Source organism: Bradyrhizobium sp. USDA 4510 (genome assembly GCF_054059095.1).
Window position 1 is genome coordinate 1,226,016 of the sequence record NZ_JBSSBT010000001.1, and the last position, 16,163, is coordinate 1,242,178.

Here is a 16,163-nt window from a genome sequence, read left to right on the forward strand (position 1 = left end):
CGGCGTTGACCACCTTGAGCCGGTAGGCTCGGGGTGCTGATTCCACAAAGGAGAGCAACGCCATGACGAGAGATATCACACCGGCTAGTTGGCCGGCGATCGCGGCTGTGGACGACGCGTTTGCGGAAGTGCGAGCGAGCTTCGATCGGTTCTGCCTTGCGGCAGGGATCGAGGCGCTCGGCACGATGATGGAGGCGGATGTCACGGCGGCCTGCGGGCCGCGCCACGGTCGCGACGCGGCGCGGCGGGCGCACCGTTGGGGCCGAACGCGGGGACGAATCGGTTTCCACGGCGGCAAGATCGAGGTCGAGCGTCCGCGGGTCCGGGGCGTGGACGGCCGCGAGGTCACGATCCCGAGCTGGGAAACGGCGGCGCAGGAGGATTGGCTCGGTCGCTGGGCGATGAACCTGATGCTGATCAATGTGTCGACGCGCCGGTTCGGCCGCGCTGTCCGGCTGCCCGAGGGTGACGTGCCGGCACCGCCCGGATCGGGGGTTTCGAAGTCGGCGGCCTCGCGGAGGTTCGTAGCGCTGTCGGCGGCGCGGCTGGCCGACTTCATGGCTACCGATCTGTCCGCGCTCGACCTTCTGGTGGTCCAAATCGACGGGCTGCATCTCGGCGACGATCTCGTGCTGGTCGCCGCGATCGGGGTTGACGGCGAAGGCAACAAGCATCCGCTGGCTCTGGTGGAAGGGGCGACCGAGAATGCCGCAACGGTTCAGGCCCTGCTGGACAACCTGGTCTCGCGCGGGCTCGCCCCGACGGTGCCAAGACTGTTCATCGCCGACGGCGCGAAAGCGTTGTCGAAGGCGATCCGCCGCACCTTCGGTTCGGCCGCTGCGATCCAGCGCTGCCAGATCCACAAGGCGCGCAACATCATGGAACGCCTGCCGAAACAGCATCATGCGGCCACCCGTCGGGTGCTGCGCCAGGCCTGGGAGCTCGATGACGCCGACAAGGCTGAAAAATTGATCCGCAATCTCGCGCGTCGACTCGACCAGCAATGGCCCGGCGTCGCGGCCAGCATCCTCGAAGGCCTCGACGAAATCCTGACTGTCGTCCGGTTGAAGCTGCCGAAGGAACTTCGTCGATCGCTCGCCTGTACCAACATCGCCGAGAACATGATGGGCACCATTCGCCGCGTCACGCGCAACGTCAAACGCTGGCGGGATGCCGGTATGGCCTTGCGATGGGTCGCGGCCGGCATGATCGAGGCCAACAAGGGCTTTCGACGATTGAAGGCGCATAAGCAATTGTCGGTTCTGCGTGCGGCCCTTCAAGCTCACTACGATCGCATGACGATCAAGCCCGTTGCCCACGTCACGAGGGCCGCGTAACATTCATTCCGGCAGCGTCGGCCCGACGTAGTTCAACACCGATCGGGACATCCCCCGACCAGAATGGCAACGACACAGCCAGCTTTTGTTTCTGTCATTGAATGACGACGGTCTAGGTGACAATGCCCATTGGTCTCCACTCCTGCTGGATCGCCACGCGCATGAACGGGTGGTTGCTCATGACTACGATTCCGCCGGATCACGCAACAGCACCGTTGCGGAACAGCTCGCAGAGACTGCGCGCCGGCTGCAGCCAGCTCGCTTGACCCAGCAGCAGAACGGCTCCGATTGTGCGTATTTGTGGTGGATGCTACGCGGATCCTGGTTGGACATCCGCACAATGAGAGTGGCCCGGGCCCGTGCCGCTGCATCTCGACCACCTCGTCGCCAATCGGCCGGCACCGCAGCACCGATTAATGATTGGGTCGAACGGCTCTGGGATGTCCCGGAAATGAGCTGCTGGATCGGATTACGGCAAAGGCATCCACTTTCTTCGTGCGGAGGACAGCAACGCTAGCCCATCATCGGTGTTGGGTTTCGACGCGGCCGTCAGAAGGCCCAGCCCGCCTTTTTGGGGCCTCGCGAAGGATTTCGTGGAGCGGTTCGTCGTCTTCCACTACCAGAACGAACGGTAAATCCGACACGAGCCGCGCTTCAAAATCGGGGAACCTCCATGTCCCCGCGCCTTAATCAATGGCTGAGGAATTGTTCAAAATGCCAAAGCTGTCCCGCTGAGCCCTACCGAGGGTGGCCACCACACGCTCGCGATCAAGCTCGATAAGTGGTTCAACTACACGACAACGGACTTTCCCTCTTGCTTGAGGCCGGCGGCCGCTGTCCTCCGGAAGATGTCGGCGGTGCGCCGGGCTAAAGCGAATACCTCGATGCCATCAGCGACCCAACCGCGCGACGTGCTCAAAATAGACGTCGAGCGCCAATCAAATGGGCCTCAGGGCTACGCTCACATCCGGAACACAAACAAATGCGCCTATGGGCCCCGAGCAGTTCGATCCCAACGTCGTCGACCGGAGGGCACTCGAGGCCGCCGTCAACGCATTGTCGGAAATATGGAAGCCGCGTCTGCGATTCATGACGAATGTCGGAAAGCTGACGTACTCAGGCCCTGAGAAAGCGCGCAGAACAGCGACTTCAGTTGGCGCGCCGCTTGCTTCATTCACAGCGTCAGCAGGAGATTACCTATGTTGCTAGCTGTGGTGGAGCGATACGTCGAGTATCCAGCGAAAGAGCGTCGTCTGCACTGAAATCTCGAACAGAACGATGCAGGTCTTCGCCGTCTGAAGCGCAGTTCGAAATACGCAGCCCGATCGCGTCCACGAGCCCGCAAGCCGCGTGCGCCTTGGTGTTTCCAGAGGCAATGTCGGGGCACTTGATTGGACGCTCCAGATATCTGTTCATAGAAGTCACTCGTGCGGATATGAGAAGAAGCCCGACGATCTCACGGATAAACGTAGCGAATGCGCGTCCCGTCGATGTGTACGTATCTCCCGTCAACTTGACAGCCAATGGCAGAGCACATCTGGGCCATGCCGCGGGGCCGTATCTCAGAATGGATATTGTGCAGAAGCACCTCAAGAGAGCGGGCCATCATGTCCGTTCGGGACTGACGACCGACGGTTTCGAGAATCATGTCCTTGTTCGAGCGGCCCGTGAGAACGTCGATCCGTCCGACTTAGCCCACGCTTTCCATACGAAAATCGTCGAGGATCTCGCCTCGGTAGGTATCGTTTTCGATCATTTCGATGATCCGGCGTATGGCAGGAATCTGCGGCGCTTTTCGAAAGTCGGCAACGCGCTCATGGGCGCCTTATCTGCAGCGGGCTCGCTACATTTCTCCGCGGTCCACTTACCAATGGACGATGCGGGTTCTGCCGCCACACCACGAGAAGAGCGGTTCTGCATCGGAGGCTGGTTCGGTGCCACCTGTCCGGTTTGCTTGGCCGCAGCAGGTAGCTTCTTCTGCGAACGGTGTGGACATCATTTCGAGCCCGAGGAAGCGTTGAATCCGTTATCGAGGCGCGGGCGGATTGTCGAGTGGCCGGAGAATATTTCCGCGTTCCTTTCAATTCCGGAAAAGGACCTGCTTCTACGAGCTTGGGACGATACTGCCATCGAAGCCGGCTTTCTGGAGATAGGACATCGATATGTCGCGCGCAAAGGACAGCAAATGCGGCTGACCGTGCCGGGACTCCACGGGTTGGCCTGGAAGTCGCGGCATTTCGACACCCAGCAGATATTGTTTAGCTACTCCTCGTTACTCTACGCTCACTCTCTCTATTGCGGGCAAAAGGACACGGAGGACGCGGGCAAGCCAAGTCCTTTTGCGCGCGAGTCCGATGCGTTCCTCATCGGCGGTACCGGTATCGATAACACCATTCCGATGCTTGTCGGAGTTACTGGATGCGCGTTAGGCCAGAACTCGTTTCGCTCGTTCGATCGAATTTTCTTTAATCACTTCCTTCGGCTGAACGGATCGAAGTTCTCGACCAGTCGCGGGCACGTGATCTGGGCAGGTGACATCGCTAGAATTCCGAATATATCCGTCGATGTACTTAGAGTGTACTTGTCCGAAATCTGCCCGGAAGAAGCTGAAACCGATTTGGTGCCAGAACAGCTGGTCCATCGTTACAATGCAGTTCTCGATAGGATATCAGCGGCCATCGACCGCTGCACGGAATCCATAAACGCGATGCCGGCTCTCGCTGGATGTCACGTCGATGGCGCGATGATGGCCACGCTGGATGGGCTCTACGAAAAACAGTGCGCCGCGCTTTCGCTCGATCATCTACGCGTATCACAAGCGTCGAGGCCGGTTATCGATTGGGTCGATCATCTTGATGGCGCGCCGGACCATCAGTGCGCCTACACTTGGCTTATGGGATTCAGCATACTGGCTTGGCCGCTGATGCCCAAGATAGCAGGAGCCTTGTGGCGCTGGCTCGGTCATGGCGCACATCCCGTCGCTGCACGCGCATCGACGCCTTCATTCCAACGATGCGGGACCGCACCGCAGATCGGTGGGCGCAGGCTGGAGGTTGCGGATATTGAACGATGCCTTCCGGGGAAGATTGCAGCATGACACGCGCCGCAAACATTGCTCCTGCGGACAAACTGCCCAGTGCAGTCCCGTTGCAAGTTTCCATCCCATTCATGCTTGGCAGTATCAGCCTGGCCACATCCTATGGCTCAAGCTTCTTCCTCGTGGATGCCCTGAGGTCCATTGGGCAGAGCGCCACGACCGCTGGCGCCGTCATATCGACCGGTACGATCGCGACAATACTGTGTTCGCTCCTCGTCGGCCGGATCGCGGATTCAGTGGGCTTGACGCGAACTATCAGCGCGGCCGCGGTGATGATGACGATCGCGATGGCATGTTTCGCGTCCGCGTCAACTTCGACGCTTTTCGCTTACGCAGGCGGATTTTTTCTCGGCGTTGGGTGGTCTGGCTTTTATATGCTGGCGCCGCTTGAAGTCCTGAGGCACGTGCGGTCTGAGGCTCGGATCAAGTATCTTACCCTGCTTTCAGGGTCTCAAATGCTGGGTATCGGACTTGCTGCTCCTCTCGCGCGCGCCGTCGCGGAGACTGCAGGATCCTATATTGCAGTTTATGCCCTGTTCGCCGCCGCATGTCTTGTCGCCGCGACCGTTTTCGAGCTTGCAGGCAGGAGGGGCGCCCACGCTTCTCAACCGAGGATGCCGAATGTAGGTCTCACCCTGCAAGGCGTGATGGAGATCTTCAGATCGAGCACGCGCTATCCGATCATCATGATCGGCGTGGGGGGGTGCGTTTTCGCCGGTCTTTTCACGTTCCAAACGCTTTACGCCGCGTCGCGGGCGCAATCTGCCGACACGTTCTTTCTTGTCTTCACGCTGACAGCCGTCTTCATGCGATTTGCGGTGGCACCGATTATTGGAAAAGTCCGCATTGAACGCGCGGTCGCGGTGCTCTTCATGTGCACCATTGCGGGACTGTTGATCCTTTTCGTCAATGTAGACAGTACAGCGATCTACATCATCGGAACAATGGTGTTCGCGCTGGGATACGGTCTAAGCTATTCGACGCTGAACAGCATGGCCGTCGATCTTGCCGACCGGGATGGGACCCCCCTGGCCATTGCGTCTCAGGTATTCACGCTCTCCTACTTCGTCGGCTTATTCGGATTTCCGAGCATCGCGGCACAAATCGTGAAGGCCAGCAGCTTCGATCATCTTCTGATGAGCATGATGATGCTTGTCGTCGCCAATGCCGTAATTCTTACGACACAGGTGTTCTCGGCCGGCCGGGCGCACTGACCAGCTTCTTGCGGAGAATCACGGGATGTCCAAGCAAAGCCATAACCATGACGTAGTCGCGATCGGCGCGGGTCCGGCTAATCTGAGCTTGGCAGCGCTCGCAACTCCAATTCCGGAAGTTTCCTTGAACATCCTCGAGAGTTCGGAGACGCTCAGGTGGCATCCCGGCCTGCTCATAGGAGGCTCGGTCATGCAAACCAGCCCGCTGAAAGACCTGGTCACGCCGGCGGATCCAACGAGCGCATACAGCTTCCTCGCCTATTTGCATGATAAAAGGCGTCTTTATCAAGCTATCGTGCGGGGACTGGCGTCTGTCAGCCGCAGTGAATTTGAAGACTATTTGCGCTGGGCGGCGGCGAAGCTGCCGAACATTCGATTTGGCGTGCACGTTACCGCAGTCGAATTGCGCGGCGAGCTCTTCAATATCACAACGGGTTGCCGCAATTACCAAACCAGTACGATTGTGGTTGGTGTTGGCAGGGTACCGTCTGTCCCCGAGTGGGGCCGTAATGCACCGCCAAATGAGGTGTTTCACGGTAGTGCCCTTCTCCTGCAGCGGCGTGAGCTTTCCGGCAAGCGCGTTGTGGTCGTAGGCGGCGGCCAAAGCGGGGCCGAAATATTTCTTCACCTGCTTGGTGGTGCGTGCGGTCCGTTGGGAACTCTGACCTGGGTGACATGCCGCGCAAACATATTCGCCCTCGAAGACAGTCCTTTCGTCAATGAATGGTTCTTTCCGCAACATGGTGATTGGTTCTTTGACAAGAGTGCGGCGGCCCGAAAGGAAAGTCTTGAGCGACAGATATTGGCCAGCGACGGCGTCAATGGCTCGACGCTGCGCGCTATCTACAATGCACTGTACGATCGCGAAGTTCATAAGCGGTCCTATCCAGAGCATGTAGAAATACGCGTGGCCACGACGGCTGAGGACTTGCTCGGCGTCTCTCCTTTTCGCTTGCGCTTGCGCCACCAGGAGACGGGCGCTTGTTCACAGCTTGTCGCAGACATTGTCGTCCTAGCGACAGGCTATCGCACCGAAATCCCTTCGTTTCTAAAGCCGATCGCAGGTCGGCTCACGGTCTTAGATGCCCCAGGTGGCTCCCAAGAGATCATGGTCGACAAGCAGTTCTCGGCGCGCTTTGACGGTCCCGGAAAGTGTCGTTTGTACGTCCAGAACGGCGCACGCTTTCAGCATGGCATCGCCGATACAAATCTGAGCCTGGTTCCTTGGCGTGCTTCGCTGATCCTCAATTCAATCATCGGCCGCGTAGCTTACGACTGCGGCCCTGCAACCGGTGCCGTCAGGTGGGATGGCGTTGATCCCGAGGCCTCCTGCTGACCGGCGAACAGGTCTGCGCCACGTCAGGACCGGCCGATAGTCGTTCGGAGTATACGATGAAGAATGCACAGTTGATGATCCTGGGTGAAATGACGGTCTATAGTCCCGGCGTAGTCTTGCAGCCCGTCCGAGATTCCGAGACCGCTTGTCCCGTCGAACTCATCGAATTCCGACTGGATCCGTTCGCGGTGTCGGCGCCTCATTCCCATCCGTCCTGCGAGATCTGGCGCATCACGAGCGGCCATGGGCGGGTGATAACGGATGACGGAGAGTTGGCTATCAAGGCCGGCGATATGGTATTTTTGCAGCCAGATCGAACCCACTATCTTGAAAATCGTGGTGGCGAAGTTCTGAGCGCTTTGTCCATCGCCTGGGAGCGGGCCCGATGACCGACAGCATTCATGACCTGGCGGTCATTGGAGCCGGGGTCATGGGCCTGAGTGCCGCCTTCATTGCAGCGCGTAGTAATCCTCGGGACAGAATCGTCATCTTCGAACGAGAGACCGTAGGGGCAGGTGCCAGCGGGTTTGCTCCAGGAATCCAGATTAACATCGGCCGTAATGAAAAGGAAAGAAGCCTGTTCAATCGCGGTTCGAAGATTTGGCGAGAGCTCTATCCCGATGGGCGGTGGCCCGATGGTCGCAACTGTGACGTGTTCTGGTTGACGCGTCATCCAGGAGAACTCGCTCAGATGAATTGCGTGGGCGATACCATCCCATCAGCATCCTTCGCGCTCACAGAGAGGCTTTCCTCGCTGCCGCGGTTTTTGGTTCCCGACGAGATGGCCGTGATGCTGGATCGGGGGTCTTACTGCCCGGTCCGTTCCATTCTTCAGGATCTGGCCCAAAGGCTCAAAGCCGGGGGAATTTCGATATGCGAGGGCACATCTATCGAACGGATACGGCAGGGACCAAACCGTATCCTTCTTCAGGCCTCCGATGATACCGAATGCTCGGCAAGGCGAGCCATTCTGGCAATCGGTCCATGGCTTCAAGGATCACCGTTGCGCGCGCATCTCGCGGACGAGCCGCGATTACGAGTAAAAAAGGTCGTTGCGCTTCACTTGGCGGCGCGTCCTACCGCGAACTGTCCAATGATCGGCCTGTTCGATGATTACGCGTTCCTCATTCCCATGATCGAGGAGGGGTATTGGCTGTTCAGCTTCACATCGCAAGAATGGGATGTGAGGCCTGACGCCGGCGGGCTGCAGGTCAGTTCGGACGATCTGGCGCGAGCCACCGCAATCCTGGCAAAATGGTTTTCCCCTGACATGCCTGCGGTGACATCAGCGCGTGTGTTTTGCGATTGCTATTCAGACGATGGTGTCCCGTTCTCTCGTCCGGCTCAAGATGTCGCCGGACTGTATGTCATTGGCGGCGGATCAGGTAACGGGTTTCGCTTCGGACCGGCGTGTGCGGAAGACGCAATAGGATCCCTGTATTCTCACCATCGATAGTTTCCCGGCGTGCCGTGATGAGAAGACAAATGCCAGATACGAATGGTATGGAAGCCGATCCCCAGCATGATCTTGCAGCTGCTGGCCGCGAGACGTCGAGATCGACCATGATCGTCGATCTCAGCGCCATTGAAGCCAATTATCGCAAGTGCCAGGCGCTTGCGCCTCGCAGCGCTTGCGGCGCCGTTGTCAAGGCCGATGCCTACGGTCTTGGCGCGGCACGGATCGCGCCCTTCCTGGCTTCGCTCGGCTGCGCGCACTTTTTCGTAGCCGATGTGGAGGAAGGCATTGCCCTGCGCGATGAGGTGCCATCGTTCGCAAAGATCTATATGCTCCATGGCGCTATGCCAGGCATGGAACTGGCGGCCGAGCAGCACAATTTGCTGCCAATTCTCAACAGCAGGGAGCAATTGGAGGCTTGGCTTCGGCATTGCCGGCTTCGGAATCGCGCGCTGCCAGCAGGAATTCATGTCGACACGGGCCTGTCTCGGTTGGGCTTTTCCATTGATGAGCTGGACACGATCGCCGGGAATAGAAGCGGGTTATCGGAAATGCCTGTCGTGCTGTTCATGAGCCAGCTCGCTTGTGCAGAGTGGCGAAACGAGGTCTGCCTCGAACAACTAAATCGGTTTCGTAGACTTGCCCATTTGTTCCCGAATGCGATTCTTTCTTTATCGAATTCGGCGGGACTGCTTGCCGGATATGAATTTCACTTTGATCTCATAAGAGCGGGCGGGGGAATATTCGGCTTCTCGACGTCCGATGATCCCGATTTCAAACCAAAGCAAGTTGTCCGTCTACGAACGAAAATCATCCAATCCCGTGTAGTCGAGCGCGGAGAAGCCATTGGCTATTTCAGGTCCTACACCGTGAAGACGCGGATGCGGATCGCGGCGGCCGCTATTGGTTATGCCGATGGATTTCCGCGTACGCTCGGCAATCGAGGGCATGTCTTCATATGTGGGAGTCGCGTCCCTATCGTCGGGTTCGTTTCGATGGATATTATTACCATTGATGTAACTGACCTGGACGAGAATTGGACACGGCCAGGTACGGTGGTGGACCTCATTTGCCCCGAGCAAACCGTGGGAGATATGGCGTCATCCGCGAAAATGCTGAGCGATGAATTGACCACAGGCATCGGACGGCGATGCCGCAGACTTTACGTCTCATCCGAACGAAATGATATGAGGCACCGGTGAACTCCTCCACTCGCCGATCCCAGCAAGTCAATCGGGCGATTTATCTAGGCGATGAAGGCATACGTCTCATGCGTCCGACCTATTTCACCGCCGAGGTGCGTCGATTCCACCGCCGCGAGAAACTGTTCTACCTCGATCTTCTGGATGCGACCCGATACGAGTTGATCATAGAAGTAGGTTGTAGCGGCTATCGCCTTATCGGCATCAAAAACGACGACAACGATTATCTTGGCATCGATATAAGTCCACCTCGTGTGCGCCGGTTAAAGAGCAGGAGAGGAGCAGTGATCCGTTGTGAGGCCGGAAAGTTCTTCAAAAGAACACGGCTGGTCGATGAGATAATGCGCCGATATGAGGAAAGGGTGCTTTGCATACTGCCATTTAATTTTCTTGGTACGATGGATGCGCCGATCGACTTTCTGACGCTGGTCTGTAAAACGCCATTTGATCTAGCTTTGTCGCTCTTTTCGACGAGCGAGACGGCAACGTTGGCTCGCCGCGAATACTATGATTTTTGCGGCATTGCTGTTCGGGAGGTGGTGCGCACGGATGACTATGTTCGGTTAGATTGCTCGAACGGGTTCCAGGCGTTCGCCTTCGATCCGCTCTTCCTCGTGAACCATATATCGGCGTATGGCTTCCGCTTGAACGACATACAACATTTTGATGTCTGCAACTTCCTCCATTTCAAAAAGAGTCATCAGAAAATAGCTGGTCAAGATACCGAACACAGATGTTAGATCGTCGGCGTCAGGCGGCAAGCAAGCAGTAAGGAATGCTACCGTCATTTGCCGGCCCGGTGAGGCAACGACGAGCATACGGCCGTGCCAAACCGAGAGCTGAGGCTCGCGACGATCGAGACGGTGTCGCAGCGCGGAGTGTTCCTTCGGCTTCGCTCCACTTCTTACGATGAGGCTGAAATCGTACTGCGCAGCCTTCGGCGTGCCGAAAGCAAAGCCCTTGTGCACTTTCTCGAGACTGTGTCGTCCAAGTCACCAAAGAGTCTGAGCTTCGGCCTATGTTCAGCCGGAGAGAGGACTTCCATGTACGACGTCTACCTGAACGAACGGAACGACCTTCTCGTCGTTCCTCGAGGCAGTTGCATTCCAATCGATCTCAACAGGAACTGGCGGAAGAAACGTGTCGTACGCTCGGTCAGCGAGCAAATCCGCGAAGATGTCCGGATCCATGGCTACCATCGGCGAAAGCTCCCGCTAAGTCGCTCAGTGAAAGCCTTGGCTGACACGTCGGCTTGATCTACATACAACGAGTGATGATCTGCAAATAAGTTGCGAACGGCCGTAAATTCGCGGCGTTTCATTGGCGGGCCGAGAGTGCCGACGCTCCCTTCGCGAGCGGCCGCCTTCCAGTAATCCGGACGAGGTCGTCAGCGCTTGCGACAACGATCGCACCTGCCTACAGATGATAGCGAGCGGCTTTATGGGGCTATTTCCCGCTTTTGCAGAGAGGATGCGACTAATAGCATGCTCGTCCAAACCGATGTTTCGCGAAGATCCTGCTGGATTTTGAAAGCCGGAACCGGTGAGCAAACAAAAGGGCAGGATCGTGATACCCATCAGGTCGGGACGTTGACGCTTCTTCGCTGAAATTCACACGCGTCATTTCCGGAACCCAAATTCATTCCGATGATGCGAGCGCAGCGCGGGGTTATTTTCATTTCGTGATTTCGACGACCAGCGGCTCGGCGCGCTTGGCTTGAACCCCTCGGTGGGGCCGTCTTTACGTGATCTTATTGGTGCGTTGTGACTAATGAAGGCGCTACCAGAGAACTTTGTCGACGCTATTTCTCCAAAGCTCGATCAGCCGGATCGATCGTCCACACCTGAAGGAAATTCGAGTAACGACCGCTCTCGTGACGCATCCGTTACTTAGCCAGCGGTGTCCTCGGCAGCGACTTCCTATCGCCTGAGCCGTACTTATTCCTGGCCACCGCTAGATGCCCCTGCTTTCCCAAGAAGGATCTCGGCACGACGCCACAACTGTCCTGGTTAGATAGCTGCGACAATGCCAAGCACCCTGTTCGGAAGAAACGTTGTCCATCCGAGTGTCGAGGTCCGCGGCTTGGCTGGCGCAACGCTATAGTAAATGTACATCGCTCGTGGCTTCGTCCAGAGCGTTCTCGGCTCTGCTCCCTGACACACACCAGATCCTTGGATCGATCTGGACCGTTGTCTTCGAATTGAGAGGTCGCGAAATCTGCGATCGGAGGACATGTTCTCATGGAACGGCATCAATAGTCAGTGGTTGATCGGTAAAAGGCATTCCGGCACGAGGTGGGACACAATCAGCGGACTTTCCGTAGCATACCTGACGTGTTCATCCGCCGCTATGCTGAGGCCCATTCACTCTGCTCAAGGCCGAGCGGCGCCCGAAGACGTCAGGCTAGCTAACTTAGGCGCTGATATGAATGGCTCGATGGTTTCGCCGTCGGGTTTTTCTGGGCCAGCCGCCGAACCAGCTTCCGGCTGGCAATAGCCCCCGCGGGTACAGGCCTGCCCGAAGTCGAAAAACCCTGGCATTGCTGCCAGGGTTCCATCGGTCGATCCTCTGAGAGGCCGATCAGAAGTCCATGCCGCCCATGCCGCCGCCCGGAGGCATGGCGGGACCGGGCGCGATCTTCTTCGGCAGCTCGGCAACCATCGCTTCCGTGGTGATCAAGAGCGCCGCCACGGAGGAGGCGTTCTGGACCGCGATGCGCACGACCTTGGTCGGGTCGATAATGCCCTTGGAGACAAGGTTGCTGTACTCGCCAGTCTGCGCGTCGAAGCCGTAAGAGTACTGATCCTGCTCTAGGACTTTACCGACCACGACCGAGCCATCTTCACCGGCGTTAATCGCGATCTGCCGAGCCGGCCAAGATAGCGCCTTGCGCACAATCTCGACGCCGGTCTTCTGGTCGTCGTTCTTGGTGCGCAGGCCCTTGAGCTGCTCGGAGGCACGGAGCAGGGCGACGCCGCCGCCCGGGAGAATGCCTTCCTCGACAGCCGCGCGGGTCGCGTGCATCGCGTCATCAACGCGATCCTTGCGCTCCTTCACCTCGACCTCGGTCGCGCCGCCGACGCGGATCACCGCGACGCCGCCCGCGAGCTTGGCGAGACGCTCCTGCAGCTTCTCACGGTCGTAGTCCGAGGTGGTCTCCTCGATCTGCGCCTTGATCTGGGCAACGCGGGCGTCGATGTCGGCCTTCTTGCCGGCGCCGTTGACGATGGTGGTGTTCTCCTTGTCGATCATCACCTTCTTGGCGCGACCGAGCATGTTGAGCGTGACGTTCTCAAGCTTGATGCCGAGGTCTTCCGAGATGGCCTGGCCGCCGGTCAGGATCGCGATGTCCTGCAGCATGGCCTTGCGGCGATCGCCGAAGCCCGGAGCCTTGACGGCCGCGACCTTCAGGCCGCCACGCAGGCGGTTGACGACGAGAGTGGCGAGAGCTTCGCCTTCGACGTCCTCGGCGACGATGACCAGCGGCTTGCCGGTCTGCACCACGGCCTCGAGCAGCGGCAGCAGCTCGTTCAGCGAGGAGAGCTTCTTCTCGTTGATCAGGATGTAGGCGTCGTCCATCTCAACGCGCATCTTGTCGGCGTTGGTGACGAAGTAGGGCGAGATGTAGCCGCGGTCGAACTGCATGCCCTCGACGACGTCGAGCTCGGTCTCGAGCGACTTGGCTTCCTCGACCGTGATCACGCCCTCGTTGCCGACCTTCTTCATGGCGTCGGCGAGGAACTTGCCGATCTCGGCATCGCCGTTGGCCGAAATTGTGCCGACCTGGGCGATCTCCTCGTTCGAGGTGACCTTCTTCGAGTTCTTCTGGAGGTCGGCCACGACGGCTTCGACCGCGAGGTCGATACCACGCTTCAGGTCCATCGGGTTCATGCCGGCGGCAACCGACTTGGCGCCTTCGCGCACGATGGCAGCCGCGAGCACGGTCGCCGTCGTGGTGCCGTCGCCGGCCGCGTCCGCCGCCTTGGCCGCGACCTCGCGCACCATCTGGGCGCCCATATTCTCGAACTTTTCCTCGAGCTCCACTTCCTTGGCGACGGCGACGCCGTCTTTGGTGATGCGGGGAGCGCCGAACGACTTCTCGAGCACCACGTTGCGGCCCTTCGGACCGAGGGTGACCTGCACGGCATTGGCGAGGATGTCGACACCGCGCAACATGCGGTCTCGCGCTTCTACGCCGAACTTGACTTCCTTGGCTGACATAATCGAATTCCTCAGTGTAATTCCTCATCCTGCGGTACGCCCGGCAAAGCGCTCGTCAGGGCTGAGCGGTGGGAGCGCTGGACTAGGCGGCTTTCTTCTTGGAAAACACATCGGTGAGAACGCCCATGATATCGCTCTCCTTCATGATTAACAGCTCCTGACTGTCGACCTTGACTTCGGTGCCTGACCACTTTCCGAACAGCACGCGATCGCCGACCTCCACGTCGATCGGAATCAGCTTACCGGCCTCGTCACGGCCGCCTGGGCCAACCGCTACGATTTCGCCCTGCGAGGGCTTTTCCTTGGCTGTGTCGGGAATGATGATGCCGCCAGCTGTCTTCTCTTCAGCGTCGATGCGCTTGACCACGACGCGGTCGTGAAGCGGACGGAAATTCATGCAAGCCTCCTGAGCATTTGAACGAGTAGAGATGGGCACATTGTGAACAGCCCAATTACTGCAAGAGCCAGGCCAGAGATGAGCGGAGTAATCCGCCTGCAGTTCTGCTGAATCGCGCACTTGGCCGGCGCGTTCATTCGTCCGGAAGCAAACGCCCTCATGTACACAGCTCGCCAAGCTGTTACGAATCTGACATTGCGTTTCGTCAAAGCTCGAGTTTACTGCCAGCGCATTGGCCAAATCGTGCACGCTGGCGCACCAAGGTCTGGCCATTCACGAGAACCCGGAGGACGATCGACGGATGGACGGCAATCGAGCGCGACAGTCTCTTTCCGTAGCTTTTCCACGGATCTTCGTTGTCAGCCCGCCGACCAAATCTGCCTCATACGAATTCGGCTGGGAGCAACTATGCGGCCGGCCTGGTTGGTGTCGACGGCATTTCATTCAATAGCGCTGACTGATCAAGGGAATCGGACCGGCATATGGATTATATACGTTGATATACGTTGTGCCGAAGCGTCTGGCGTGTGATTGCGGATTTGAAGACGAATTCAACCGATCTCCGCGTCAATGGAAAAACAACCTGTGCCGTCGTCTGCAGAAGTACATCAGCACATCATCTCACTTCTTCAGAAGCCGAATCCGGTCATCTTGGATATCGGTTGCAATGACGGAACCGACACGCAGCATTTTCTTACCCTGTGCCCAAACGCTCAGCTTTACTGCTTTGAGCCGGACCCTCGGGCGATCGCGCGCTTCAAAAAGAAGTTGGGTCCTTCCCTCGCGAAGGTGAAGCTGCTTGAAATCGCGATCAGTGATCGAAACGGAACGATCGATTTCCATCCAAGCAATGCGGATGGAGATGCAAAAGAATGGGATCTCTCCGGCTCAATACGCCGGCCGAAAAACCATCTTACCGAGTATGATTGGGTTCGGTTCGATCGGCCGTTCTCGGTTGAAACCCGACGGCTGGACGATTGGTGCAGCGACGCTAAGGTGAATACGGTCGATTTCATCTGGATGGATGTCCAAGGCGCGGAGGCCGACGTCATCGCTGGCGGCATGCAGACCTTGAGCAACACGCGATTCATCTACACGGAATATAGCGATAGAGAACTCTACGAAGGGCAGCTGTCGATGCAAGCCATTCTTGATCTATTACCGTCGTTCGAGGTGGCGGCCCATTATCCCCGGGCTGTGGAAGGTGATATACTGCTCAGGAATACGCGCCTTTAGCGCCTGCCACCTATCCGCCCCTCATTCACCTCTGGAAGGCTTGCTGCGTATTCTCTCCAGCGTGCCGCTGCACGACGGCCGATTACCAAGCAAAACGATGCGGTGGTCCGGATAGGTGCGCTCTGAACATTTCTTTCACATCTCCGCTCGCCATGCAGTCTTGGCGACGCTCGCATAGGTAGGATCTTTCGACGGTCTTTGTGATGGTCAGATAGTCTTTAGTCAGCGAGCTCGCCACGGTCAGCGACCCCGGGGCCAGCAGCTCGAGCCTTCTCAGATGCATGAACCAGCACTGCCAGCCGACGCTCTAAGCGCTTAATCGTCTGAACTGCTGCTGCGTGCTCCGGCCCTCTAGGGAGCCGATCCACTGTTTTGAATAAATGCCAGAGCAATTGCATCAGTTCTCGTAGATCCTTAAGACTCGCCACTTCGATTGTGCGCTTAGTGCTGTTGTTATGCCGATGAGAAAGCATGCTGAAGCATTCCTGTTCAGCCCAAGTCAATCGCCCAGCGAGGTGAGTATAGCGAGCTCGTCGTCTTCGTCAGCTGCAGCTCGTATTCTGCGTTGCTGGTAGAAAGCATCGTCGATGAGAAACTCTGCGTCATCACTTTGCGAATACAACTACATTAGCACATGAGACCAAAAAAGCATCCGTTCCATGCGGGA

At 57.9% G+C, this 16,163-nt stretch carries 11 protein-coding genes; 9 read left to right on the plus strand and 2 right to left on the minus strand.

The features are described from left to right. Positions 1 to 62: 62 nt before the first annotated feature. The 8 genes from ACVMDN_RS05475 (at position 63) to ACVMDN_RS05510 (ending at position 10,382) form a co-directional block, all read left to right on the plus strand. Positions 63 to 1,337, plus strand: coding sequence for an IS256 family transposase (locus ACVMDN_RS05475; RefSeq protein WP_456813726.1), 1,275 nt, complete (start codon positions 63 to 65; stop codon positions 1,335 to 1,337). Positions 1,338 to 2,772: 1,435 nt separating this feature from the next. Beyond that, positions 2,773 to 4,434, plus strand: coding sequence for a class I tRNA ligase family protein (locus ACVMDN_RS05480; RefSeq protein ID WP_256558788.1), 1,662 nt, complete (start codon positions 2,773 to 2,775; stop codon positions 4,432 to 4,434). Further along, positions 4,431 to 5,648 (plus strand): MFS transporter, encoded by a 1,218-nt coding sequence (locus ACVMDN_RS05485; protein WP_245313761.1) that lies wholly within the window; start codon positions 4,431 to 4,433, stop codon positions 5,646 to 5,648. Before ACVMDN_RS05480 ends, ACVMDN_RS05485 begins: the two co-directional genes overlap by 4 nt. Before the next feature lie 25 nt (positions 5,649 to 5,673). Beyond that, complete coding sequence (locus tag ACVMDN_RS05490; RefSeq protein ID WP_069276065.1) at positions 5,674 to 6,984, plus strand: lysine N(6)-hydroxylase/L-ornithine N(5)-oxygenase family protein; 1,311 nt, start codon at positions 5,674 to 5,676, stop codon at positions 6,982 to 6,984. Between the two features lie 56 nt (positions 6,985 to 7,040). Continuing rightward, a complete protein-coding gene (locus ACVMDN_RS05495) occupies positions 7,041 to 7,373 on the plus strand; it encodes a cupin domain-containing protein (RefSeq protein ID WP_069276064.1) in 333 nt (110 codons plus the stop codon). Beyond that, entirely contained in the window at positions 7,370 to 8,440 is a 1,071-nt protein-coding gene (locus tag ACVMDN_RS05500) for an NAD(P)/FAD-dependent oxidoreductase (protein WP_069276063.1), read from the plus strand. The genes ACVMDN_RS05495 and ACVMDN_RS05500 overlap by 4 nt, the downstream gene beginning before the upstream one ends. A 29-nt stretch (positions 8,441 to 8,469) precedes the next feature. Then, a complete protein-coding gene (alr, locus tag ACVMDN_RS05505) occupies positions 8,470 to 9,642 on the plus strand; it encodes an alanine racemase (protein ID WP_081334850.1) in 1,173 nt (390 codons plus the stop codon). Then, positions 9,639 to 10,382, plus strand: coding sequence for a hypothetical protein (locus ACVMDN_RS05510; protein WP_245313760.1), 744 nt, complete (start codon positions 9,639 to 9,641; stop codon positions 10,380 to 10,382). Before alr ends, ACVMDN_RS05510 begins: the two co-directional genes overlap by 4 nt. 1,840 nt (positions 10,383 to 12,222) lie before the next feature. Here the strand turns inward: ACVMDN_RS05510 and groL are convergent. Both groL and ACVMDN_RS05520 read right to left on the minus strand, forming a co-directional pair. Then, positions 12,223 to 13,863, minus strand: coding sequence for a chaperonin GroEL (gene groL / locus ACVMDN_RS05515; protein WP_069276060.1), 1,641 nt, complete (start codon positions 13,861 to 13,863; stop codon positions 12,223 to 12,225). 82 nt (positions 13,864 to 13,945) lie between these two features. Further along, a complete protein-coding gene (locus ACVMDN_RS05520) occupies positions 13,946 to 14,260 on the minus strand; it encodes a co-chaperone GroES (protein ID WP_069276059.1) in 315 nt (104 codons plus the stop codon). Positions 14,261 to 14,830: 570 nt separating this feature from the next. On the opposite strand from ACVMDN_RS05520, the gene ACVMDN_RS05525 reads away from it, so the two are divergent. Beyond that, a complete protein-coding gene (locus tag ACVMDN_RS05525) occupies positions 14,831 to 15,496 on the plus strand; it encodes an FkbM family methyltransferase (protein WP_069276058.1) in 666 nt (221 codons plus the stop codon). Positions 15,497 to 16,163 lie beyond the last annotated feature (667 nt).